Genomic DNA, 21,200 nt, shown 5'->3' with positions numbered 1-21,200 from the left:
GTGTGGGAACCTAAGAACTAATAATAGCATTTTACAATTGGTTCCCTACAGGGGGTGAAAGCGCAATCTTTTGCCCCTTTTTTGTTTAGAAAACCAAGTTGAATAAGAATCGGTTCGTATACAATGTTGGTTGCAAAATGTTATTGGTCAATATCTATTTGTTCCAGCGTTTTTATAAGGTTGCTTCTTGTTATCGGTTTTACTATAAAGTCTGTTATTTGTTCGTATTCTTTAGCTTTATTAAGATCAGCGGGATCCACAGAAGAGCTGACAATGTAAAGTGTGATTTTTTTTGAAGTTTTTAGTTTTCTAAATTCATCTAAAAATTGCCAACCATCCATGATAGGCATGTTAATATCTAACAAGATTAAATCAGGAATATGTTGTTTTTCGGTTACTGCTTTTTTTAATCCCTTTATAGCATCTTCTCCATTATTAAAAACGGTAAAATCGTCACATAGCTGAGATGTTTTAAGTATTCTTTTTACTGCATAAATAAAGATGTGATCATCGTCAATTAAGCAAGTGGAATTAATATGTGTCATCTTTTAAGAGTATTGTAAAGGTTGTGCCCTGATTTATTTTACTTGCCACTTCAATTGTACCCTGCATGGCTTCAATTTGATTTTTTGTAATATAAAGACCTAAGCCTCTTGCTTCTTTATGTTTATGAAAGGTTTTGTATAGTCCGAAAATTTTATTTTTATGAAGATCCAAATTAATACCAAGCCCATTATCTGCAACGGTGATTTTTATATAACCTTCGATTTTTTCCGCAGTTATAGTAATTACAGGATGGACGTCTAGCCTTTTGTATTTAATGCTATTAGATATTAGGTTTAATAAAATACTATCTAGGTAGGCCGGAATTGCTAAAACGTTTAATGCACTGTCGATAGACAAATTTATTTTAGCATTTGTATCAATAATTTTTGCTTTAAAATTGGCTAAAGCAGTATTGGTGCATTTTAATAAATTGATGCTTTTTAAGTTTTTTTGTTTTTTAGAATTTATTATTGAGACTTCATTTAAATTACAAATAGTTTCACTTAGATTATTGACAGCCTCTTGTATTAAAGGAAAAAACTCGTTTTCTGTACATTCAGGCATGTCGGTTTTCATTATATCTAATAACATTTCTAGGTTACCAGCATGCGATCGTAAATTATGAGATACAATATGGGCGAAATTTAACAACTTTTCATTTTGGTTTTTTGTTGTGGCTAATAGTGTTTCTACTTTTTTGTAAGCCACTTTACGTTCTGATATGTCTATCAGATGTGATATAAAATGAACAGGTTGGTTCTTTTCGTCTCTTAATATAGATATAGATAATATGCAATTTATAAACGACCCCTCTTTTTTGATATAGCGTTTTTCACATTGAAATTTATCGGACTCCCCATCGATCAGTTTTTTAATATTGGCAGGAATAAGATCTATATCGTCTGGGTGAGACAGTTTATTTATTTTAACGCCAATAAGCTCTTCTTTTGTATATCCTAAGTAATCACAAAAACTTTTGTTTAATGTTATTATTCTACCTGACAAACTAACTAAAGCCATGGCGTTTGGAGCATGTTCAAAAGTAGTACGTATTAGTTCTTCTTTTAATTTCAGTTCGTTAAGCGTATTGTTTTTTTCGGTAATATCTTGTAAAACGCCAATGACTTTGCGGGTGACATTATTTTCTATTACAGGATAAGCGACAATGCGGACCCATTTGATATTGTTTTTTGCTGTTTTTAATTGAAACTCTCGGTCATATGGTTCTTGATTATTAACCGCACTAGTAAATAATAGATTGATTAAGTCGCGGTTGTAGCCTTCTAAAAAAAAATTAATACCTTCTTTGGTGTCCGGTTGATAATCTTGTTCTACCTCATGAATGGTTTTTGTCATAGCACTCCAAGTAACAGTGTTGTCTTGAAGGTTGACTTCCCAAGACCCGATAGCAATGTCTCTTTGTAGAGAATCCATGTAAGTTAATGTGGTGTTGTCTTCGGTCTTGTGTTTTTGAAATAACTGTTTGTAAAGTTCTTTCATGGTTAGGGGGGTATTACTAAAAAGTTAGGGCTTTAAAGTGTTGGTTTGATTGATTTTAGCGAAAATATAACTGGTTGATTACAAATATAATATTTAGTATAGATTAAAAGTGTAATTGTCAGCTAAAAAACATAATTTTTGTTATTTTTTATTCTGTTCATCGTTTAGTTTTAAAAGTGAATCGGTAGTTTGTCAGTGTTTTATAATGTTAATGTTGTGTTTTATTGCCAAAAACAAAAGTTGTTCGGTTTGCAACTTATTGTTACTGATTTTCGTTGTTGTTTCATGAAAAACAGGCTTGAAAGTGCTTTTTTTATTATGATTACCTTTATGTTTTAAACACAAAATTAATGAGTAAACAAATAACATTAAAAGATGCTATTTCCATTGGTATCGGAGGTATGGTTGGTGGTGGTATTTTTGCCGTTCTTGGATTGGCTGTGTCGTTGGCAAAAGGAGGTACGCCAGTCGCTTTTTTATTTGCAGGTATTATCGCCTTGTTAACGGCTTATTCTTATGCTAAATTGTCTAGAAAATTTCCAGAAAACGGAGGGACCGTTAGGTTTGTGGATCAACAATTTGGAAATGGGGTGTTTGCCGGAGGAATAAACAATTTACTTTGGATAAGTTATATTGTGATGTTAGCTTTATACGCTTCGGCATTTGGATCTTATGCTGCCGAGTTGTTTTTGATTACAGGAGACAAGGCTATCGACGTACGTATTTGTCAAACGTCTATAATTATAATAGCCTTGGCTATTAATTATTTAAGTGTCAGCCTGGTTGGTCGTATAGAGTCTGTTGCAGTTATTGTAAAATTGTTGATATTAGTAGCCTTCATTGGGATTGGGTTTTATGGATTTTCCTTACACCCAGAAAATTTACATCAATTACAGCCCAGCAATTGGGAAAGTCCTTTTTTATTACTCTCTGGAGGAATGGTAATTTTTGTAGCTTATGAAGGTTTTGAGCTGATAGCCAACTCTATTTCAGACTTAAAAGACCGCGAAAAAAATACCGAAAAGGCCTATTTTGGAGCAGTCGGTTTTGTGGTTGTTTTGTATATTTTGATTGCCATAGTTACCGTTGGGTCTTTACCTTTTGATAAAATAGCAAGTGCTAAAGACTATGTTTTAGCACAGGCTGCGGCACCTACTTTGGGGCAAGTCGGATTTACTATTATTACCATTACGGCACTAATATCTACCTTTTCGGCTATTAATGCAACCATTTTAGGAAGTGGACGTGTCAATTATGACATTGCCGAAGATCAAGAATTACCGCGTTATTTTTGCCATATTTTTTGGGGCAAACCTATTGGTTATTTAATAACTGCCATCTTATCCATTATATTGGTTAATGTCTTTAATCTTGAAAGTATTTCGACAGCCGGAAGTGCTGGCTTTTTGTTGATTTTTTGTCTAGTTAACTATATCGGTTTTAAAAAGTATCAAGAATTAGAGTCTAAAAAAAGCATTCATTTAATAGCTAGTATTTTGTGTTTATTGGCTTTTTGTACGCTTATTGTTCAGCAGTTTGAAACTAATGTCACTGGTGTTTTAGTCGCTTTAGGTATTATTTTGTTTTGCTTTGTAATGGAGTGGGTGTATAAAACTGTTGGCTTTAAAAAGTAATTGTTAATTAGAGATGGTTAGCTGTGCACCTAATGATAATAATCGACTTGTCGTTGAGGCTTTAGTGTTTTTTTTAATTAAGCATAGCGCATTTGGAATACCGTAATTCTAGATTTGATTTTAGTAGTATCTTTAGGCGTCTAACAATAACTCTTCTAAATTATAACCCATGAGATTAAAATACACGCCATTATTAGTTTTGGTTATAGCTTTAATTAATTTAAGTTGCAAAGACACTAAAACAGAACAGGCAGTCACATTAAATTTAGAAGTAACCACAAATAGTGTTGCGCTATTTGGAGATGGTGTTGTTTCTACTGGATTATACGAGCGTGATCTTGCTATTTCGCCTGATGGGAATCAATTAATCTATACTTTAGGCGATTACAAACAGCAAAGAAGGAGTTTAGTGCAACTTGATAAAGTAGATGGAGTTTGGAGTGATCCAGAATTAGTTTATTTTTCGGGTACTTATCAAGATATCGAACCGTTTTATGCAGACCAAGGCAATACCTTGTTTTTTGCATCCAATAGACCAATAGACAAGGATAGTACACGTAAAGATTATAATATTTGGTACAGTACTAAAACAGATGGTCAATGGGGACAACCAAAAGCGTTAAATACGACTATCAATACAGAGGAAGACGAATTTTATCCTTCTGTTAGCAATAATGGGAATCTTTATTTTACAGCAACTAAAGTAGAAGGAATTGGTAAAGAAGATATTTTTATGTCCAAAAAAGTCAATGGCGTTTATCAAAAAGCAACCGTTTTAGATAGTACTATAAATACAAAGCATTATGAGTTTAATGCTTATGTTACTCCTGAAGAAAATGTATTGATATTTAGTTCTTACGGAAGGGCAGATGGTTTTGGTGGTGGCGATTTATATTATAGTGTAAAAGATAAGAGTGGTCATTGGAGTCCATCTAAGAACATGGGAAAAGACATTAATTCCGAAAAGTTAGATTTTTGTCCTTTTGTGGATGTTAACCGAAACAATTTTTATTTTACAAGTGAAAGATTTGTCGTTGATTCATCTAAAATAAACACAGTAAAAGAATTAAAAGCATTTGCTAATAGAGCTCAAAACGGAACAGCTAATATTTACGCCATTGGATTAGACGCATTAGAGTTAGGGTTGTAAGATAATTATTGTTTTTATTAGTCGAGAGTATTCGCTGTGCTCTTAATGACAGGATTGGTGTAATTCTAATGAAATGAATTGAAAATAGACTAAAAGCATGTATGCTGAAAATAGTAGTGATTTTGTTGTTTCATCTTTTTTTTTTTTTTAAGACGTCAACTTTCTATTTTTAAGTATATTATAAAAAATGATAAATCATGAACTTAATACAAAATCAAGCAGAAACTTTTTATGAATATAATTTTAGTGACAGAGATGATCATAAGGATTTTGTTCAAGGATTAAGAATAGAATTAGATGAATATAGAAAGAATTCGCATAAACTTGAATTTATAGATGTAATCCTTAAACGATTGAAATTAGGATATGACAAGCATTTAGAAAGTTGTGAGTATAAAAATGATCGATTGAAATGCAGTATCAATTCGAATTATGAAAATACTCTCTTCTTTGTTCAAAATGAAAAAGAAGGAATAATAGAAAAATTAGATTCTACAGAATTCACAATTCTTGAAAGAAAACTAACTAATGAAAGTTTGACCAAAATAATTGAAGACTTAAGTGAAATAAAACTTGGCCAAGAACTTACTTATACGGACTTGTACGATGAATTTCAAGAATTAAAAGAATATTATTTCCTTAATAAAAAACATTGGAGTCAATTATTTATTGGTAGAATTAGTGAAATGGTTGCTGGAGGAGTAATAAGTGAAACTGTTTCAAAGGAGATTGTAACTACGGTTATGAAAAATTACCAAGGTTTAATAAGTTAAAATAAAATCAGTTATTTATGTCTTTTTTTTACAACTTCGAGTTTCCTTACTAAAATACAATATCAAGATTATAATGCCTGAATGGTTTGAAGCCATTGTATTTTGATTTGGAAATTAATAAACCTAAAGGTTTAAAACTTATAGAATATCTTTGTTTAAGAAAATTAAACGAATCAAAAATAGGTTTAGAAATAAGTAATGAATTATAAAACTGAAGTTCTTTAGTCGTTTCAAATAGATTATATTTTTTTATAAATTATGGATTTAAATATTGAAGAAGTAAGAAAATTACACAAAAGGCACGTAATTCAGATTGTTTTTTGAAAAACAATTATTTGTTTAAAAAGGAGTATGAAAAATTTAACGATAAAATAATCAAAGTAGCAAAAGGAGGTGATAACTTTGTTATGTTTGATTTTGTAGATAAAGAACTTGATGGTTCTGATATTCTTTCTGATTTAAGGAGAAATCACAAAAGAATATATTTTTCTAGTACTGGAGGTCAAGCTACTCACAATATGCTTGAATCCCCGTTGTATTTAATTTCAAAAGGATTTAAGGTTGAAATACGAGAATCACAAAACACTCATGGTTATCCTTCAAAAACGTATTTTATTTCTTGGTAAATAGAGAGGTTTATATTATTCTCTAATGATAGACAGTTTAAACTTAAATCTTTTCAGTACAAAATAAAACTAGTACCCCAAATTAAACCTTCCTGGATTTAAAAAGTCTAATGTTTTTAATCCTATCTTAATTTTGGAAAAAACATTCTTTTTAAAACAAAACTGGCAACGATCACTTATGATGTTGGTTGTGTTCTGCTTAGTTGTAAGCTGCAACAATACTAAAAGTAATGCTGTAGTTATTGCAAATAACGATACTATTCCTGTTTACAATTTTGACCAGTTAGAACCTTTGTTATATACAGAGCATAACAAAACTTACATTGTTAATTTCTGGGCTATGTGGTGCGCCCCTTGCGTTAAAGAACTACCATATATAAAAACTTATGCAGATAAACATCCTGAGGTTGAGGTGTTATTGGTTAGTATGGATTTTCCTAAAGATATTGAGACCAAACTAAAGCCCTTTTTAAAGCAAAAAAATATTACTAATAAAGTCGTGATTTTAGATGACCCCGATGCTAATACCTGGATAAATAAAATAGATCCTAATTGGTCGGGAGCCATACCGTATACCATTGTTTTTAATAATACAAAGCGTGCGTTTTTTGAGCGCTCGTTTGAAAGTGAAACTGATTTAGAAACTGAAATAAATAATACAATTAATAACTAATTTAAGATGAAAAGAATAACTGCAGTATTATCTATGATTGCATTGTGTGCAATTGTACTAGTGTCTTGTAAGGACAAAGGAGATCATAAAAATGACACCGCTTTAGAGCATGGAGATCATAAACATGGACCGGACGATAAGCATCATGAGGGTGATAGAAAAGGGCCACCAAAAGGCGGTAGTCCAGAGCAAACTAAAACGTTAGAAGAAATTGGAGGGTATAACATTGGAGACGTTGCAACGGATTTTAATCTTAAAAATGTAGATGGCGCAATGGTGTCTTTAGCAAGTATAAAAGATGCTAAAGGGTATATTGTAACCTTTACTTGTAACGAGTGTCCTTTTGCAAAACTATATGAAGACCGTTTAATAGCATTACACAATACATACGCACCACAAGGGTATGCTGTAATAGCAATCAATCCAAATAGCCCTGAAAACGAAAAAGAAGGTTATGCAGCAATGCAAGCTAGAGCTAAAGAAAAAGGATTTCCGTTTGTATACTTAGTTGATGAAGGACAAAAAATATATCCACAATACGGAGCCGTAAGAACACCGCACGTATTTGTATTGGATAAAGATCGTAAAGTCCAATATATTGGTGCAATTGATGATAATTCTAAATCACCTGAGGATGTAAAAGTTAAATATGTTGAAGAGGCGATTAAAGCATTAGAAGCTGGAGAAAAACCAGCAGTTACTTTAACAAAGGCAATAGGATGTCCAGTAAAAGCAAGTAGAGGATAATTTAATAGCACTATCCTTTATACTAAAAACACAAGCGTAATGCTTGTGTTTTTTTATGTTTTATTTTAAGCGTTATTAGATTTAGTCTCTAAAAACAGGCTTTTCAAATAAAAGCCATTTAAAGCGCAAACCAATTTCGTTAAACGTAAATCCTGCAGCAGTGGCGGAGGCAATATTACTACGTGTTGTAAATAGGTTAGCTAAGCAACGTTCCGAGAATTTGTAACCTAATTTTCCTTGTATCCTGTAGGTGCTTTGGCTACTGTCGTCATCTATATATTGTAATCCTGTGGCAGCCGTTAACTCGTAAAACCATTCTTTAGGTTTTGTAATGGCTTCATCTTTAATAATGTTTGCAAATACTTCAGCAGCATTAAAGGTTTCAGGAGAAAAATAAATGGTTGGGACTTGATTTTTAAAAGTAATGTATTGGTAGTTGATACCTGCTTTAAGTGATGGTTTTGGTAAAATGTTATAATATAATGAGGTGAATAAAAGGTTTCTTGCATTGTCATCACTCTGACTGGTATAAAAGTATTGTGTAAACCAACCGACATTAAAATTGGTGTTTAAGCTGTAGTTGGCATAAAAGTTATTCTGTACAATTTCACGATCTAATAACTCGGCATTAAAACTTTGTAATTCACGTTTGTAACCAACAGTTAAATCTTGTAATTTAAAAGGTTTAATATTAAAGGATAGATCTGTTAATAATTGTGTGTAATCATTAGTGGTTGCCTTTGCAGAGGTTAGTCCGGCAGTACCTTTAAAGGTTACGTTTGGAAGTAGCTGATAAGAAAGCCCAAAGTTAACGTCATGTGATGTCGCTTCATTATTAGTCACTGGGTTATTGGTGCTTCTGTAGTTATAACTTCCTAAAAGTTTAAATTTTGTTGAAAACGGAAACTCTAAATTATTATTAAAAGCAAAAGCTTCGTTGTCTCCATTATCAAAGGTGTATGATGTTTTTCCTTCGTAAGTTGGTGTAAAGGTTGTGTTGAGGTTTTTTATAAAATTGGATGCATCCTTTTGGTTGTCGTAAAATTTTAAGGTGTTTTCTGCAGAGGTATAAGCGGCATCATATTTTCCTAAAGCTTTTAAAGCGTTTGCATTTCCTAAGTTACCATCAAACGATGTACTATCATTAACCAAAATTTGGTCATAGTCCATAACACTCTTTTTAAAATCACTTTTATAAATATTGAGAGTAGCACGTAAAGCTAAAACCCAATTATCATTAGGTTTAGTTTCGATTAATTTCGCGATAAGCGTATCTGCAGTTTTATATTTTTTATTCCAAATTAAAGCTTGTGCATAACGTTCTGTGGTTTGTTGCGTTACTGTTGGATCTGTATCAGCCTCTAAACTATCATAAGCTTGTTGACTTAATTGTAAAGCTTCTTTTTCTTTTCCGTTTAAGTGAGATACTAAAGCAGAACCGTTTAATGCAGTAATTTTATTTTCAGGGTTTTCAGCTAAAATAACATAGGTTGCTTGGGCATCGTCCAATCTGTTTGCAATTAAATATAAGTTAGCTAAGTTTAATAAGGTGTCTTTGTCGTTATTAAACAATGCTAGGTTTTTTTTAAGTAATACTTCTGCTTCATCATACTGTTGTGCTTGTTGCTTTTGATAAGCATAGCCTAAATACATGTATTTTTTGGAGGTTAATGCATTTGGATTTCCTGGTAAAACGTCTAAAGCTTTATCGACATATTTTAGGGCCGCTTCATATTCCTTTAAATTGGATAAGGTATTGGCATAACTTAATAATGCTGGAAAACTTTTTGGGTCTTCGTCTATTAAACTTTTAAAGTAGGTTTTTGCTTTTGGAAAATTACTAGTCCATAATAACGATTCGCCATAATTTAATTTCACCTCAAAATCCGTTGGGTAGTCTGCTAATAGATTTATAAAAAGGGTGTTGGCGTCTTCTGGTTTTCCGTTTAAGCCAATAGCACGACCATAACATAGCCTAGCAGTCTTATTGTCTGGATACTCTTTTAATATCGTACTGAAAAATGTTTCCGCTTTAGCGTACTTGCCCGTTTCTAAATAGGTAAAGCCTTCTTGCATATCTTGAGCATGACTAAAAGCAACAGTTAATAGTAGGGTAAGTAGGGTGAGAAATTTGAGTTTCATGTTCATGTTTTAATTCACTTGCAAGTTAGTCATTCATATCCATTCATTCATCTACACCAATGGTTCACTCGTCGAAATACATCTGAATTTGAGGGAGTTGTGTTGCATCTTTGTATCAGAAATCAGACAATAATAATTTAAATATAACACTTATGGCACTTAGAATTACACAACAAGATAATACAATTACTTTAGAAGGAACATTAAATACTGAAACAGTAAATAATTTTAAATCTCATTTTAATTTTATTTTAAATGCTTTTAAAAATGTAACTTTAAATATCGATAAGGTAAAAGATATTGACGACTCTGCAATGCAAATATTAAAAGCAATGTATGTTAATGGCGTAAAAAATAACATGATGTTTTTTGTAGAAGGAAATAGAAGTGAAGTAATCTACGAAGCATTTCAGTATCCTAAAGTAGCTTAATTAGTAACCCTAAACCAACCTATAAGATGTCTATTTTAACTCTTTTAAAAACCAAAAAAGTAACTCCAGAACAAGTGTTTATGCTAAGTGTTTTAGCAGTCAATGGAGGGAATTATTTGTACAATCTTATTCTAGGACGTGTTTTAGGTCCTGCTCAATTTGCAGATGCCGCAGTATTAATTACTTTTTTGTTGGTGTTATCTTTTGTGGCGATGACGTTTCAATTAGTAACGGCTAAATTTTCTGTGATTTTTGAAAATGAAACGTTTACCAATTTTGTGGCTACAATTTATAAAAACGCAACGGTTGTTGGTTTAGGCTTTGGTGCTTTAATTATTGTTTTTGCCAAACAGTTACAATCGGTATTTAATACTTCGTCTTCTGCAATGTTTACCATATTTGGAATTGGAGTGCCAATCTATTTTTTAATGAGTGTGAATAGAGGGGTGTTTCAGGGTAAAAAAGAATTTAAATCATTATCCATTACTTATCAAGCCGAAATGTTAAGCCGATTAGTAATTACTTTAGGTTTAATCTTTTTATTTGATATGCAATCTTCTGTAGTTATTGCAGTTGGGATTTTAATTTCTTTTGGTTTTGGTTTAGTGCCTTTTAAATTCAAAAATTTAAATTTTAAAAAGACTATTGCAATTGAAGCTAGTCAATCCAAACAAGTCAAAAGCTTTTTTGTAATAACGGCATTTTACGAGCTAACACAGATAATAATTAACAATAGTGATATCTTATTGGTTAAACATTACTTTGACTCTTACGACGCAGGATTATATGCTTCATTAGCTTTGATTGGTCGTATAGTATATTTTGTAGCTTGGATGTTTGTCATGTTGTTACTGCCAACAGTGGTTCAGCTTAAAAAGGAAGGTAAAGCAACAGCGCCAATATTATTTAAATACGTAGGTTATATTGCAGCAATAGCAACGACAATTGTTATTGGTTGTGCGTTATTTCCTAGAACAGCCATAACACTATTATTTGGTGATAGTTATTTAGCAATGGCACCTTTATTATGGAAATACGCTCTGGCTACTGGCTTGTTTGCTATTTCTAACATATTTGCTTACTATTATTTATCGTTGGACAGATATATTCCTGTCGTTATTTCAGGTGTTTTTGGAACGCTTCAAATGGGATTAGTTGTCTTTTTTCATGAAAGTTTAGAACAAGTAGTGCATATGCAAATTATAGCAATGGTTTTATTGTTAGTAATACAAGTGCTCTTTTTTATGTTTGATTCTAAATTCAAAAAATAAAAATAAATTTATATTAATTAGTCTTATATAAATAAACAAGGAAAAATGTTGTGGTTTAAAACTACAACTTTTTCTGGTTGATGAAGACTCAGATTATACCAGTGTAATTGATTCTTTGATTGGTTTGTCATTCAGAGCGGCGCGAAGAATCCATATAGTAAAGATGGCTAACTTAAGTGATTTTTTGTACAAGGTTTGTATATGATGAAAAAAGTTTACTATATTGAATAACAGTGTGATTAGCGTTTTGATAAATGGAAATCTATACTTTATTACCATTCGTCTACAGTAACTGGTAAACTATCTAAACTCATCACTGTTAATGACTTTAATAACGCAAATTTGTAGTGTAATTAAGAAACAATATATTAAAACTCATAAAATAAAGCATTCAGAATTTAAAAGTTTTTATTTAACTGAATGTAGCAAGATTTAATCAATAAGTAATAATAAAGTCCGCATGAAACTAGCCATCGTAACCGCGTATCCTCCAAGTAAAGTCACCTTAAATGAGTATGCTTATCATTTAGTAAAACATTTTAGACAAAAAGACAATGTTACTGAAATAGTTTTACTAACAGACAAAACAGAGGGTGCAAAAGATATTGCGTTTACAGAAAAGGGTTGTAAAATTACAGTAAAAGAATGTTGGGCATTTAATAGCTACACAAATATTATAAATGTGACTAAAGCGATTAATAGCACAAAACCAGATGCTGTATTGTTCAACTTACAATTTATGAAGTTTGGGGACAAAAAAATTGCGGCAGCTTTAGGGTTAATGTTACCGTTGGTTTGTAAGTTGAAAAAGATACCTAATATCGTGTTATTACATAATATATTGGAAGAAGTAGATTTAGGATCCGCAGGATTTACGTCTAATAAAATCATGCAAAAAGCCTATGGGTTTATAGGGACTAGTTTAACGCGATTAATTTTACAAGCAGATACGGTTGCGGTAACGATGCAAAAATATGTTGCTATTTTAGAAAAAAAATATAAAGTAAATAATGTGGTTTTAATTCCGCACGGAACATTTGAAATTTCTGAAGAAAAACCAAAATATAGCTTGCCTGAAGGGCCTCTGCAAGTGATGACTTTTGGGAAGTTTGGAACTTATAAAAAAGTGGAATCTATGATTGAAGCGGTTGAGAAAGTAAGAGCATCCACAGGGCTAGACCTTGAAGTTGTCATTGCAGGAATGGACAACCCAAATGTGCCTGGTTATTTAGCAAAAGTACAAGACGACTATAAGCATGTTCCACAAGTGCGTTTTACGGGTTATGTAGAAGAGCATGAGGTGCCAACCTTGTTTCAGGAAAGTGCAGTAGTTGTATTTCCATATACTTCTACAACTGGAAGCTCAGGTGTATTGCACCAGGCAGGAAGTTATGGAAAAGCAGTGGTTATGCCCGATTTAGGAGACCTTGCTTTATTAGTAAAAGATGAAGGGTATCAAGGTGAATTTTTTGAACCAACATCTGTGGAGAGTTTAGCGACAGCAATTGAAGCTATAGTTACTAATGATACACACAGAATAGCTTTAGGGCAAGCAAATTATGAAGCAGCAACTGCCTACCCAATGGAAAAGATTGCTGATATGTATTTGAATACATTTAATGCGATCATCAAAAAAAAACAAAAAAATAATAGTTAATAGCACTATTAGAAAAGCTATTGTGATAGAACCTACTACTATCGAATAAAATAAATAAATGAAGCCTTTTTTGCCCCAAGCATTAATACGCTTACTGTATGTCATTCAGGCGCTACTGAAACTAAAAAGTATATTTTAATTTCTGGTATTTAGCATTGCTAATGATGGAAGATCCTGTTTAAACTTTAACACCTACTCTAAGTTAAGACTCTTTTAAATTGCTCTGAATGACAACGCGTTATGCCCATTACATTAATTCGTAATGTATTTAAATGACGCCTTTTTTGCCCCGTTTTTGTCAATAAACCCAAAATGTTTTTGGGTATTACGACGCCAAGGTCGACTACCTACAACTGCCTTAGGCACATCAACAAAATCGTATAGCGTCCAAGACATGAATTGCAGATTATTAGATGCGATGATTTCTTGGATTTTTTTGTGATAATTAGCTTGATCTTCTTCAGAGCTGCCAAAAGGTTTCCAAAACCCAGAATAAGAGGAGATTCCAAATTCTTGTAACACTAGTTTTTTGTTCGGAATGTCTTTACGCATGGTTTTTATAGCTGTGTCTAATGCGCTTAAATCTTCATAGTAATGAAACGATACGAAATCAACTTTATCTTTTAAAATAGTTGCACTTTGTGTATTTGACCATCCAATAGTTACAGGGTGAATCGAGTCAACAGATTTTACTGCATCTATCATATTGTCTAACCAAGAGACTACTAAGTCTTCTCCTCTAGAATCAAAATCTAAGTTGGGTTCGTTTTTGATATCCCAAGCCATAATAGCGTTGTGATCTTTAAAAGTAGAGACTATTTTTTTTGCATGATGTTGGTTTAATGTCCAATTCATTACGGAATAATCGCCATAAAAATCAAATAATGTTAAGACCACTTTTAGGTTGTTCTCTTCTGCAGCATCTAAGGTTTGTTTTAGTTTTTCCAACTTTAACGGGTTGACTTCTGCTTTGCCAAAATCATCATATTGCACAAATAATCGTACAGAATTTAATCCAGCATCTTTTATTATTTTAAAATCATTGCTGATCGTGTCTTTAGAAAAAGCATCTCCAAACATGTTCCAAGGTGTTGCTTTTGGATAGTAGTTAATACCTTTAAGTGTTAAGCTATCGGTATTGATTTTGTTTGCTTCAACTACAAAAGGAGTACTCATTTCTTTGACTAAATGTCTAATACGCCAAAAACCATCTTCTAATAAAAACACCATTTTATAGGTGGAAGTTTCTGTAGTTTCTAAAACTAATGCTTCATTTTTAAAAACACGTTTATATTCGACAACATCACGATCTGTAATCACTGCTAATTGTCCATCTTCACTAAAAAACTCTAAAGTAGGTTTATGGTTTAGCGTTGTTGCTTCAATACTGACGGTGTCTGTTTTATTTAAAGCGATAAAATCAAGGATGTTTTTTCTAGCACTGTCTGTATAATAATCTTTAATACCGGCAGTTTTATTGGTTCTGTAAGCCACTTGTTTGACGTACCAAGCGTCTAAATAATCATTTTCTAGAGCATTAAGCGTCTGATTGTCCATTGCTCTTCCTTCATTTTGTAAAGGCTCCCAAACTACTTTAGGGATGTATTGTTCTACTTTTCTAATTTCGGTATGTAGCATTTTACTTCGATCGGCTCCCGTATTTAGATAACTAAACAACGCACTAATAGCAGAAATAATTAAGGCTACAATCATAATATATGAGATGATTAATATGGTACGTAGTATGTTTTTATTAAGACCTACCATAGTTTAATTGTGTTGAATTCTTTTGATTTTCCTGCGGTTTTAATGCGGAAATTATAATGGCCAGTAGCATAAATAGCTGGCTTTAAGTTGAAATTGACGTACCCATTAAATGATGTTTTTATAATCGTGTCTAAAAGTGAACCGTCTTTATAAATTTGAAGGGTTACATGTAATCCATCCGGAATCATTTGCTTCATAAAACTTTGCAAAGGGCCAACAGTTATTGCTCTATTTTTATAAGTAAAAGCAACCTCGAAGTCTTTAATAACTTGTTTGTAGTTAAGTGATATCGTATTGCTTTCTGACATGCCATCAACATAAGCTTTAATACTCCAACGGTCTGCATAATCAGGATGTATCATTTTAGCTTGTACAACTCCTTCAATAGTTGTTCCTGTAGTTTTTAAAATATTTCCCTTTTCATTCGTGATAAAAAAGGTAACAAATGTACCATCACTAACAATATTGTTTTGCTTGTCTTTTAATACCGAAGTATAAAACGTTGTTACTTGGTTTCCATCGGCATAATCATGGGGTCGCGCAGCTGAAATTTTAAAATCTGTAGGAATGGCAGCCGTCACGTTTATCGTAAATTCTTTAGAATTAATTCCTAAGCACTCTGAAGAGACAAGCATGCGCCCACTTTCTTTTTTTGAGTTTATATTTTTGTGCGAAATTAAATATTTAGTAAAAATAGCATCATTTTCTTCTGAAGCTAAAAATTGGTGCTTTGCGTTTATTAATGTGTTTTCGGCTAATGGATTGTCTAAGGAGTCTGTAGGAATAACAACTAGCATTGTATAATCCGTTCCACCAGCTTCAATGCTAGGAGGACCAATATAGGTTTCCATGTTCGCTACTTCTGTATTTGGATGAATAGTAAAAGTCCCTGAAAGGGAGGTGTGTTTGTCTAAGAGTTTCCAAGTATTGATACCTCTTTTTTTAGTAATGTTTTCAGGTATTTTATAATGTAAAGTATTGTTCTTTAAGGTAGCAGATACTAAGGTCGAACCGTAACTGTTAGAGCAGTACAATAATGGTTTTTCAGCTGCTGATGTTGTAAATTTTAATACAATTGTATTGCCAGCTTGGTAATTGATTTGTGTGCTTGTTAATACAATTGCATTTACAGTGTCACTTTGTTGCACAACAGCAGAGGATGATAATAAAATCAAACTTAAAAGGGCTAAATATATGTGTTTAAGCTGCATTAATTTGGGCTTCCTATGTATGTGTTAATCTCTATTTTAATATAACTAAAATCTGGGTGGTCAATTTGTTGTAATTGCGCATCACCATGGTTTTTAATCCTGTTAGGTACTATTTTACTCGCAATATCTTCATTTGGTAACCCGTTTATAAAAATGTTTTTCATGCTGTCGTTAATAATTTTGACACTACCGTCTTTTAGTATTTGGTACTCAAAATCTTGTTTCCGTTGCTGTCTCACACCTTCTTTTACAAATAAATGATCTACCCAAACCATTATTTTGTTTTCATCATAATACGTAATTAATAGCTGAGGTATTGTAATTTCTTGGATGCCACTATTAAACAAATTCCCATTAATGGTTTTTTTAGTTAGATTTATATCGCTTAGGACTACGCTTTTATATAAATCAGAACCAGAGACATTACCAGCAACTTGCAAATTGAATTTTGTCGGTTGTTCTTCAAATTCAACAGGAGTAAATTCATCAGGATTAAAGGTGTCAGGAATGGAATCTTGTGTTCTAGACCAAGCAATGCCTTCAAAATTAATGCGGAAGCTACTAGATTCCTTAGGCATTAGTTTATGTTTGACATGGTATTTAGCGTTGTAGGTTGCTAGTTGTTTATTGTCGTCGTTATACAGGGTGCCTTTTAAAATAACATCTGCAGGGACATTGTCTATATTCTGGACTTCTCCAATAATAGCATAACTACCAGCATAGTGTACTAGTTTGGCTGATATGACTTCTAAAACGGGTTGTTTTAAAATATCTTCATGATGCGTCTGTTCTGTTGTAATACGTCTACGACCTTGATTAAAGTATTGTGTTGCATTAGCAGAATACAGTTGGTCTGGTGGTAAGTCATTATTTAAATCGTCAGGTTGTAAGTACCATTTTCCTTTACGTCTTGACAATGATTTATAATCAATTTTTTCAATTTTTTCTAAAGGTGTAATCCATTGGCTAGTCACTTTCGCAGAGACAGTGCTGTCGTTGTGTTTAGTGATTTCGGTTTCAATAGCATCCATTTTCGCATAACTACTTAGTAGCCCGTCGGTGACCGAAATCTCTAACATATATTGTGCAATAGGTAATGTGTTGTCAGGATCGATTAAACTATGCGCTTTTTCAAATTCCTTAAAATCTAAAGCATCATAATACGCTATGATCGCATTTTCTGGGCTGCGTTGCGAATCATTTTTTAGGTAGAATAAATAAATACCATAAAATAATACAATAGCCAATATAATTGACCAAATATGAGTGATGAATAAAACAGGTCTTGGAAATTTAGTATACGTTGTTTTATATTTTAAAAAATCTGGTAATGGTTTGATGCGTGTTTTTAGCATGTTGACCCAAAGCATTTGTATGTTTAATACAAAAGCGACTAAAACGGTTAAAAAAGGAATGATTCCCCACATAATTTTAACCCACTTGGCAACATCTTCTTTTGGTAAAATGGCCGATACTGGAGGGATATTGAGTCGTTCCCAAACCATAATGCCATTTTCTAATTGTCGTAAGCGTTGCCAGCCACAGAAATAAAGAATGGGATCGTAGAATTTATCGTTGGAAAATATATACTTAAGATTATATTTTTCAGGAGTCGTTAAAAACTGCTGTAACGAGCCAATACCGGCAACACCTTTGAATTTAGAATTCTCTAAACGCTCGATTGGTCTTGTCGTTAATTCTGGTAATCGTCTAGCAGAATGGTAGTTTCCGTCGACAGTCATGGCATCCGTTTGTGCACTAAGCCAAGCCATTTGATCACCAAAACCTAGAGTTAAAAATCGCCATTTGTCATGATCATCTTGATTTAAGAAATTCACAATTGGTAACATCTTTATTTTCTGTGGTTGCGATGGCCTAAAATAGTTTAAACTCATAGTAAAAATGACCATAAACACAAATAACCCTGCCAATATACCGCCAATTATACGATGGTAAATGGCTCCAAATTTAGATTGTATCAGTGCCTTTAAATCGCCTTCCACAAAACGATAAGCAAATTCACCTAACATGGGGATGGATAGGATAGAGGCCCATAGCGTAAACCTATCTAAAGTTAAAATATTAAAAGCAGTTTCGCCTAGCATTTTTAAAGGCACTGGTGTCGTTCCTCCAGTTCCTAAAATGGTGCAAATGGTTATGGATAAACCAAAAAACAAATAACGTTTACTATAATATCTGTAAAAAATATAAGGTAATACAACCAATAGAACGCCCCAAGGAATTAAAAAGAATACTAATCCAGACGATGTGATTTCTAAAAAATTATCACGAGAGCCATGCGGAATAGGGACTTGTGTAATTGGGTTGGCTTTAGAGTTTAACCAATAGGGGAAAATACAGCCCACAATTAGCACTAAAGACAACATTCCAAAACTAACAATGCGTTTAAAAAGTTTAAAAAAGCTATTTAAAAATATTTTAAAGGTCACTTCTTTCATGGTGCTGACTTGCTCTCGGGACACGTCCATAATTACCATTCCTATAAGTGGAAATATAAAAAAGATCATCCCAAAAATAGGCGTGACGTGATGAGAAGTTACTGTGACGGCTATTAAAGATAAAGAGGTCGCTAAGTACCATAGCTTACCTGTTTTTAACCATAAATAGATTTCTGGCAAGGCATGCATTAATACAGAAACTCCAATAATACTTGGTAGTTGTCCAAAAATATGAAGGGTTTCTACAAAAGATGATGAAAAGACAGCCAAAGCTGTCGCGTATCCTGCAACCGTTTTGTTTCCGGTCATCATTAAAGAAAAACGATAGGCTCCAGTAATAAATAGTACAATAGCAATTAAGGCGACGCTAAACATTCCGAATTTTAAACCACCAACTAGAGAGAATAATCCTATGGTCTGATGTACTAAAGGTGGGTAGCTTTGCACGGTAAAACCTGTATACCATTCGTAATTCCAAGGTTCAAACCAACTATTGGCATAATGATCGGCAAAAAACAAGTGTATCAACGCATCATAGGTGGTTTCCAAAGTAAAAAATATGGCACTACCATGAAATGCCAATCCTAAGAGAATCGCTGATATTAAGAATTTATTTGAGGTTTCTTTCAATGGTTTTTTTTTATGTAATTTACTGAAGGTTAGGTGTGATATCTAAAATAATCTCTTATATTTAATAGATAATGCTAGATAAAGCTGTTTTTTTTAAAGCCTAAGCCATAGTAATATGGTAAAGATAAATAAATATAATAGTGCTTGCTTTTTTAATTGTCTATAGCAAACGACCATTCGTCGACACTTAACTATAGGTTAAACTAAAATGCAGTTTAAAAAATACCTTTCCTTGTATTTTTGTACCATCAATAATAAACAAACCGCCCCAATATGAGAGTTTTAGCCATCGACGACCAGCAACTAGTTTTACTTCCGTTACAAAAAAGATTAGCCGAATTAGGTTATGAAGTAAAAATTGAAACTGATGCCGCTAAAGGATTAGAATTATACGAATCCTTTAAACCTGATTTAGTTATTGTAGATATTAATATGCCAGGTGTTTCTGGGTTAGAAGTTGTAAAGCATATTAGAATTACTAAAAACTCTCAAATACCAATAATGGTACTGAGTGGGGATACAAAAGATGAAACTATTACGGAAGGTTTTGATTTAGGAATTAATGACTACATGAAAAAGCCATTAAGTTTAAACGAAATTAGCGCACGTGTAAAACGATTGATTGGTGTTCCTGAAGGGCAAGATAAGGTGTCTACAAGTAATGTGATGATTCAAGAGCGTTGCGTAGGTGTAGTTATACCGTGTTATAATGAAGAAGAGCGTTTGTTAAGCGATGAGTTTACTAGCTATATTGATAAAAATTCAGGTTACCATTTATGTTTTGTAAATGATGGTAGTAAGGATAAAACGTTAGAAGTTTTAAACGAATTAAAAAAAGGAAGAGAAGACTTTATTACCGTGTATGACTGTGAGAAAAATGGAGGAAAAGCAGAAGCAGTACGTTTAGGAATGTTACACATGGCTAAAAAAGAGGATTTAGATTATATCGGTTTTTTAGATGCTGATTTATCTACAGATTTAGCAGATTTTGATGACCTAGTTAAAACGATAGAAACTTCAGAGTTTAAAATTGTAAGTGGTTCTAGAATCTCAAGAATGGGAGCTGACATTACAAAAGAGTCTGCTAGAAAAATAATTAGTCTAACCATTAATTTTATAATCAGAAAGATTTTAAAAATGGATTTTAAAGACACGCAATGTGGTGCTAAAATTTTCCGTAAAGATGTTATCGATATCGCTTTTGGCGAAAAATTTATAACACAATGGATTTTTGATGTAGAGATTTTTAAAAGAATGAGTATTCATTTTGGATTAAAAGAAGCCAAAGCTATGCTATGTGAACAACCATTAAAAAGGTGGATTCATGCCGATGGTTCTAAATTATCAATGAAAGATTCAGTAAAAATCGTTGGACAATTAGGACAGATTGCTTGGGTTTACAGAAACAAAAAGCAAAACACTAAAAAAGCAGCATAACATTAATTATAAGTAACTTAATTACCAAACTTTCTAAATCCCCAAATCATGAAAACAGGTATCATAATAATCTTTCATAATAATGAGAAAGATATAGACATAGCTATTTTTACTAATCAGCTTAGACAGTCCAAAGACATTCAATTCTGTTTAGTTAATAATGCCAGTAAGGACAATACGCTTTTAGCATTACAAGATATTAAAGACTCTAGATTACCCAATGTATCTGTAGTAGATATCAGAAAATTTAAATCGGACGTATCAGCAGTAAGAGCAGGCGCTAGATTTATGTTTAATCAATTTAATTTAAAACATTTAGGGTATGTCTGTACCAATTTACTGAATATTAAATACCAAGGATTAAACGGTTTAGTAAAAGCAATTAACGAAAATCATGAGGTTATTGAAGATTATAACACACAAAATTTAAAAGATCGTGGTATTAAATTAACATTATTTCAAAGTTTGTTTTCAGTAGTAGAGTATTTGAAAAAATTGAATGTAAAAAACAAATTTGTGCACCGTCAGTATTTAAGTAAACTATAA

17 protein-coding genes are annotated in these 21,200 nt (G+C 32.5%); 11 read left to right on the top strand and 6 right to left on the bottom strand.

The window, feature by feature from the left end; genetic code table 11:
• Positions 1 to 140 precede the first annotated feature (140 nt).
• Both H0I26_RS01110 and H0I26_RS01105 read right to left on the bottom strand, forming a co-directional pair.
• Complete coding sequence (locus H0I26_RS01110; RefSeq protein WP_218700651.1) at positions 141 to 545, bottom strand: response regulator; 405 nt, start codon at positions 543 to 545, stop codon at positions 141 to 143.
• Positions 532 to 2,046 carry a sensor histidine kinase gene (locus H0I26_RS01105; protein ID WP_218700650.1) on the bottom strand — a complete coding sequence of 505 codons (1,515 nt, stop codon included), beginning with the start codon at positions 2,044 to 2,046 and terminating at the stop codon, positions 532 to 534. Before H0I26_RS01105 ends, H0I26_RS01110 begins: the two co-directional genes overlap by 14 nt.
• Before the next feature lie 350 nt (positions 2,047 to 2,396).
• On the opposite strand from H0I26_RS01105, the gene H0I26_RS01100 reads away from it, so the two are divergent.
• The 6 genes from H0I26_RS01100 (at position 2,397) to H0I26_RS01075 (ending at position 7,649) form a co-directional block, all read left to right on the top strand.
• Positions 2,397 to 3,680 carry an APC family permease gene (locus tag H0I26_RS01100; RefSeq protein ID WP_218700649.1) on the top strand — a complete coding sequence of 428 codons (1,284 nt, stop codon included), beginning with the start codon at positions 2,397 to 2,399 and terminating at the stop codon, positions 3,678 to 3,680.
• A gap of 169 nt (positions 3,681 to 3,849) precedes the next feature.
• Entirely contained in the window at positions 3,850 to 4,830 is a 981-nt protein-coding gene (locus tag H0I26_RS01095; protein ID WP_218700648.1) for an exo-alpha-sialidase, read from the top strand.
• 197 nt (positions 4,831 to 5,027) lie between these two features.
• A complete protein-coding gene (locus H0I26_RS01090) occupies positions 5,028 to 5,603 on the top strand; it encodes a hypothetical protein (protein WP_218700647.1) in 576 nt (191 codons plus the stop codon).
• A gap of 320 nt (positions 5,604 to 5,923) precedes the next feature.
• On the top strand, positions 5,924 to 6,229 hold the full coding sequence (locus H0I26_RS01085; RefSeq protein WP_218700646.1) for a hypothetical protein: 306 nt from the start codon (positions 5,924 to 5,926) through the stop codon (positions 6,227 to 6,229).
• A gap of 133 nt (positions 6,230 to 6,362) precedes the next feature.
• Positions 6,363 to 6,902 (top strand): TlpA family protein disulfide reductase, encoded by a 540-nt coding sequence (locus H0I26_RS01080; protein ID WP_256935229.1) that lies wholly within the window; start codon positions 6,363 to 6,365, stop codon positions 6,900 to 6,902.
• Between the two features lie 6 nt (positions 6,903 to 6,908).
• Positions 6,909 to 7,649, top strand: coding sequence for a thioredoxin family protein (locus H0I26_RS01075; protein ID WP_256935228.1), 741 nt, complete (start codon positions 6,909 to 6,911; stop codon positions 7,647 to 7,649).
• An 81-nt stretch (positions 7,650 to 7,730) separates the two neighbouring features.
• Here the strand turns inward: H0I26_RS01075 and H0I26_RS01070 are convergent, their stop codons facing one another.
• Positions 7,731 to 9,791 (bottom strand): tetratricopeptide repeat protein, encoded by a 2,061-nt coding sequence (locus H0I26_RS01070; RefSeq protein ID WP_218700645.1) that lies wholly within the window; start codon positions 9,789 to 9,791, stop codon positions 7,731 to 7,733.
• A gap of 152 nt (positions 9,792 to 9,943) precedes the next feature.
• Here H0I26_RS01070 and H0I26_RS01065 point away from each other — a divergent pair, with 152 nt between their 5' ends.
• The 3 genes from H0I26_RS01065 to H0I26_RS01055 all read left to right on the top strand — a co-directional run bounded on the left by H0I26_RS01065 (position 9,944) and on the right by H0I26_RS01055 (position 13,150).
• Positions 9,944 to 10,222, top strand: a complete 279-nt coding sequence (locus H0I26_RS01065; RefSeq protein WP_218700644.1) for an STAS domain-containing protein — start codon at positions 9,944 to 9,946, stop codon at positions 10,220 to 10,222.
• 26 nt (positions 10,223 to 10,248) lie between these two features.
• Positions 10,249 to 11,493, top strand: coding sequence for an oligosaccharide flippase family protein (locus H0I26_RS01060; protein WP_101015427.1), 1,245 nt, complete (start codon positions 10,249 to 10,251; stop codon positions 11,491 to 11,493).
• Positions 11,494 to 11,953: 460 nt separating this feature from the next.
• Positions 11,954 to 13,150 carry a glycosyltransferase gene (locus tag H0I26_RS01055; protein WP_218700643.1) on the top strand — a complete coding sequence of 399 codons (1,197 nt, stop codon included), beginning with the start codon at positions 11,954 to 11,956 and terminating at the stop codon, positions 13,148 to 13,150.
• A 252-nt stretch (positions 13,151 to 13,402) separates the two neighbouring features.
• On the opposite strand, the gene H0I26_RS01050 is transcribed toward H0I26_RS01055, so the two are convergent.
• Genes H0I26_RS01050 through H0I26_RS01040 form a run of 3 tightly spaced genes read right to left on the bottom strand, consistent with a single transcriptional unit; the run spans position 13,403 to position 19,217 of the window.
• Positions 13,403 to 14,917 carry a glycoside hydrolase family 2 TIM barrel-domain containing protein gene (locus H0I26_RS01050; RefSeq protein ID WP_218700642.1) on the bottom strand — a complete coding sequence of 505 codons (1,515 nt, stop codon included), beginning with the start codon at positions 14,915 to 14,917 and terminating at the stop codon, positions 13,403 to 13,405.
• The gene (locus tag H0I26_RS01045) at positions 14,911 to 16,128 is read right to left on the bottom strand and encodes a hypothetical protein (RefSeq protein ID WP_218700641.1); all 1,218 of its coding nucleotides are present in this window, start codon (positions 16,126 to 16,128) and stop codon (positions 14,911 to 14,913) included. Before H0I26_RS01045 ends, H0I26_RS01050 begins: the two co-directional genes overlap by 7 nt.
• Complete coding sequence (locus H0I26_RS01040) at positions 16,128 to 19,217, bottom strand: hypothetical protein (RefSeq protein WP_218700640.1); 3,090 nt, start codon at positions 19,215 to 19,217, stop codon at positions 16,128 to 16,130. Before H0I26_RS01040 ends, H0I26_RS01045 begins: the two co-directional genes overlap by 1 nt.
• A gap of 273 nt (positions 19,218 to 19,490) precedes the next feature.
• On the opposite strand from H0I26_RS01040, the gene H0I26_RS01035 reads away from it, so the two are divergent.
• On the top strand, positions 19,491 to 20,654 hold the full coding sequence (locus H0I26_RS01035; protein WP_218700639.1) for a response regulator: 1,164 nt from the start codon (positions 19,491 to 19,493) through the stop codon (positions 20,652 to 20,654).
• A gap of 48 nt (positions 20,655 to 20,702) precedes the next feature.
• On the top strand, positions 20,703 to 21,200 hold the full coding sequence (locus H0I26_RS01030) for a glycosyltransferase family A protein (protein WP_218700638.1): 498 nt from the start codon (positions 20,703 to 20,705) through the stop codon (positions 21,198 to 21,200).

It is taken from the genome of Olleya sp. HaHaR_3_96, assembly GCF_019278545.1.
In the GTDB taxonomy this organism is placed as follows: Bacteria; Bacteroidota; Bacteroidia; order Flavobacteriales; family Flavobacteriaceae; genus Olleya.
Note: the sequence above shows the minus strand (reverse complement) of the source record. Positions and strands in the feature narration are given on the sequence as shown.

Coding starts and splice junctions, on each gene's coding strand:
- H0I26_RS01105 (WP_218700650.1), bottom strand. CDS start 2,046: ATGAAAGAACTTTACAAACAGTTATTTCAAAAACACAAGACCGAAGAC.
- H0I26_RS01095 (WP_218700648.1), top strand. CDS start 3,850: ATGAGATTAAAATACACGCCATTATTAGTTTTGGTTATAGCTTTAATT.
- H0I26_RS01110 (WP_218700651.1), bottom strand. CDS start 545: ATGACACATATTAATTCCACTTGCTTAATTGACGATGATCACATCTTT.
- H0I26_RS01065 (WP_218700644.1), top strand. CDS start 9,944: ATGGCACTTAGAATTACACAACAAGATAATACAATTACTTTAGAAGGA.
- H0I26_RS01100 (WP_218700649.1), top strand. CDS start 2,397: ATGAGTAAACAAATAACATTAAAAGATGCTATTTCCATTGGTATCGGA.
- H0I26_RS01060 (WP_101015427.1), top strand. CDS start 10,249: ATGTCTATTTTAACTCTTTTAAAAACCAAAAAAGTAACTCCAGAACAA.
- H0I26_RS01050 (WP_218700642.1), bottom strand. CDS start 14,917: ATGGTAGGTCTTAATAAAAACATACTACGTACCATATTAATCATCTCA.
- H0I26_RS01070 (WP_218700645.1), bottom strand. CDS start 9,791: ATGAAACTCAAATTTCTCACCCTACTTACCCTACTATTAACTGTTGCT.
- H0I26_RS01035 (WP_218700639.1), top strand. CDS start 19,491: ATGAGAGTTTTAGCCATCGACGACCAGCAACTAGTTTTACTTCCGTTA.
- H0I26_RS01045 (WP_218700641.1), bottom strand. CDS start 16,128: ATGCAGCTTAAACACATATATTTAGCCCTTTTAAGTTTGATTTTATTA.
- H0I26_RS01075 (WP_256935228.1), top strand. CDS start 6,909: ATGAAAAGAATAACTGCAGTATTATCTATGATTGCATTGTGTGCAATT.
- H0I26_RS01055 (WP_218700643.1), top strand. CDS start 11,954: ATGAAACTAGCCATCGTAACCGCGTATCCTCCAAGTAAAGTCACCTTA.
- H0I26_RS01090 (WP_218700647.1), top strand. CDS start 5,028: ATGAACTTAATACAAAATCAAGCAGAAACTTTTTATGAATATAATTTT.
- H0I26_RS01030 (WP_218700638.1), top strand. CDS start 20,703: ATGAAAACAGGTATCATAATAATCTTTCATAATAATGAGAAAGATATA.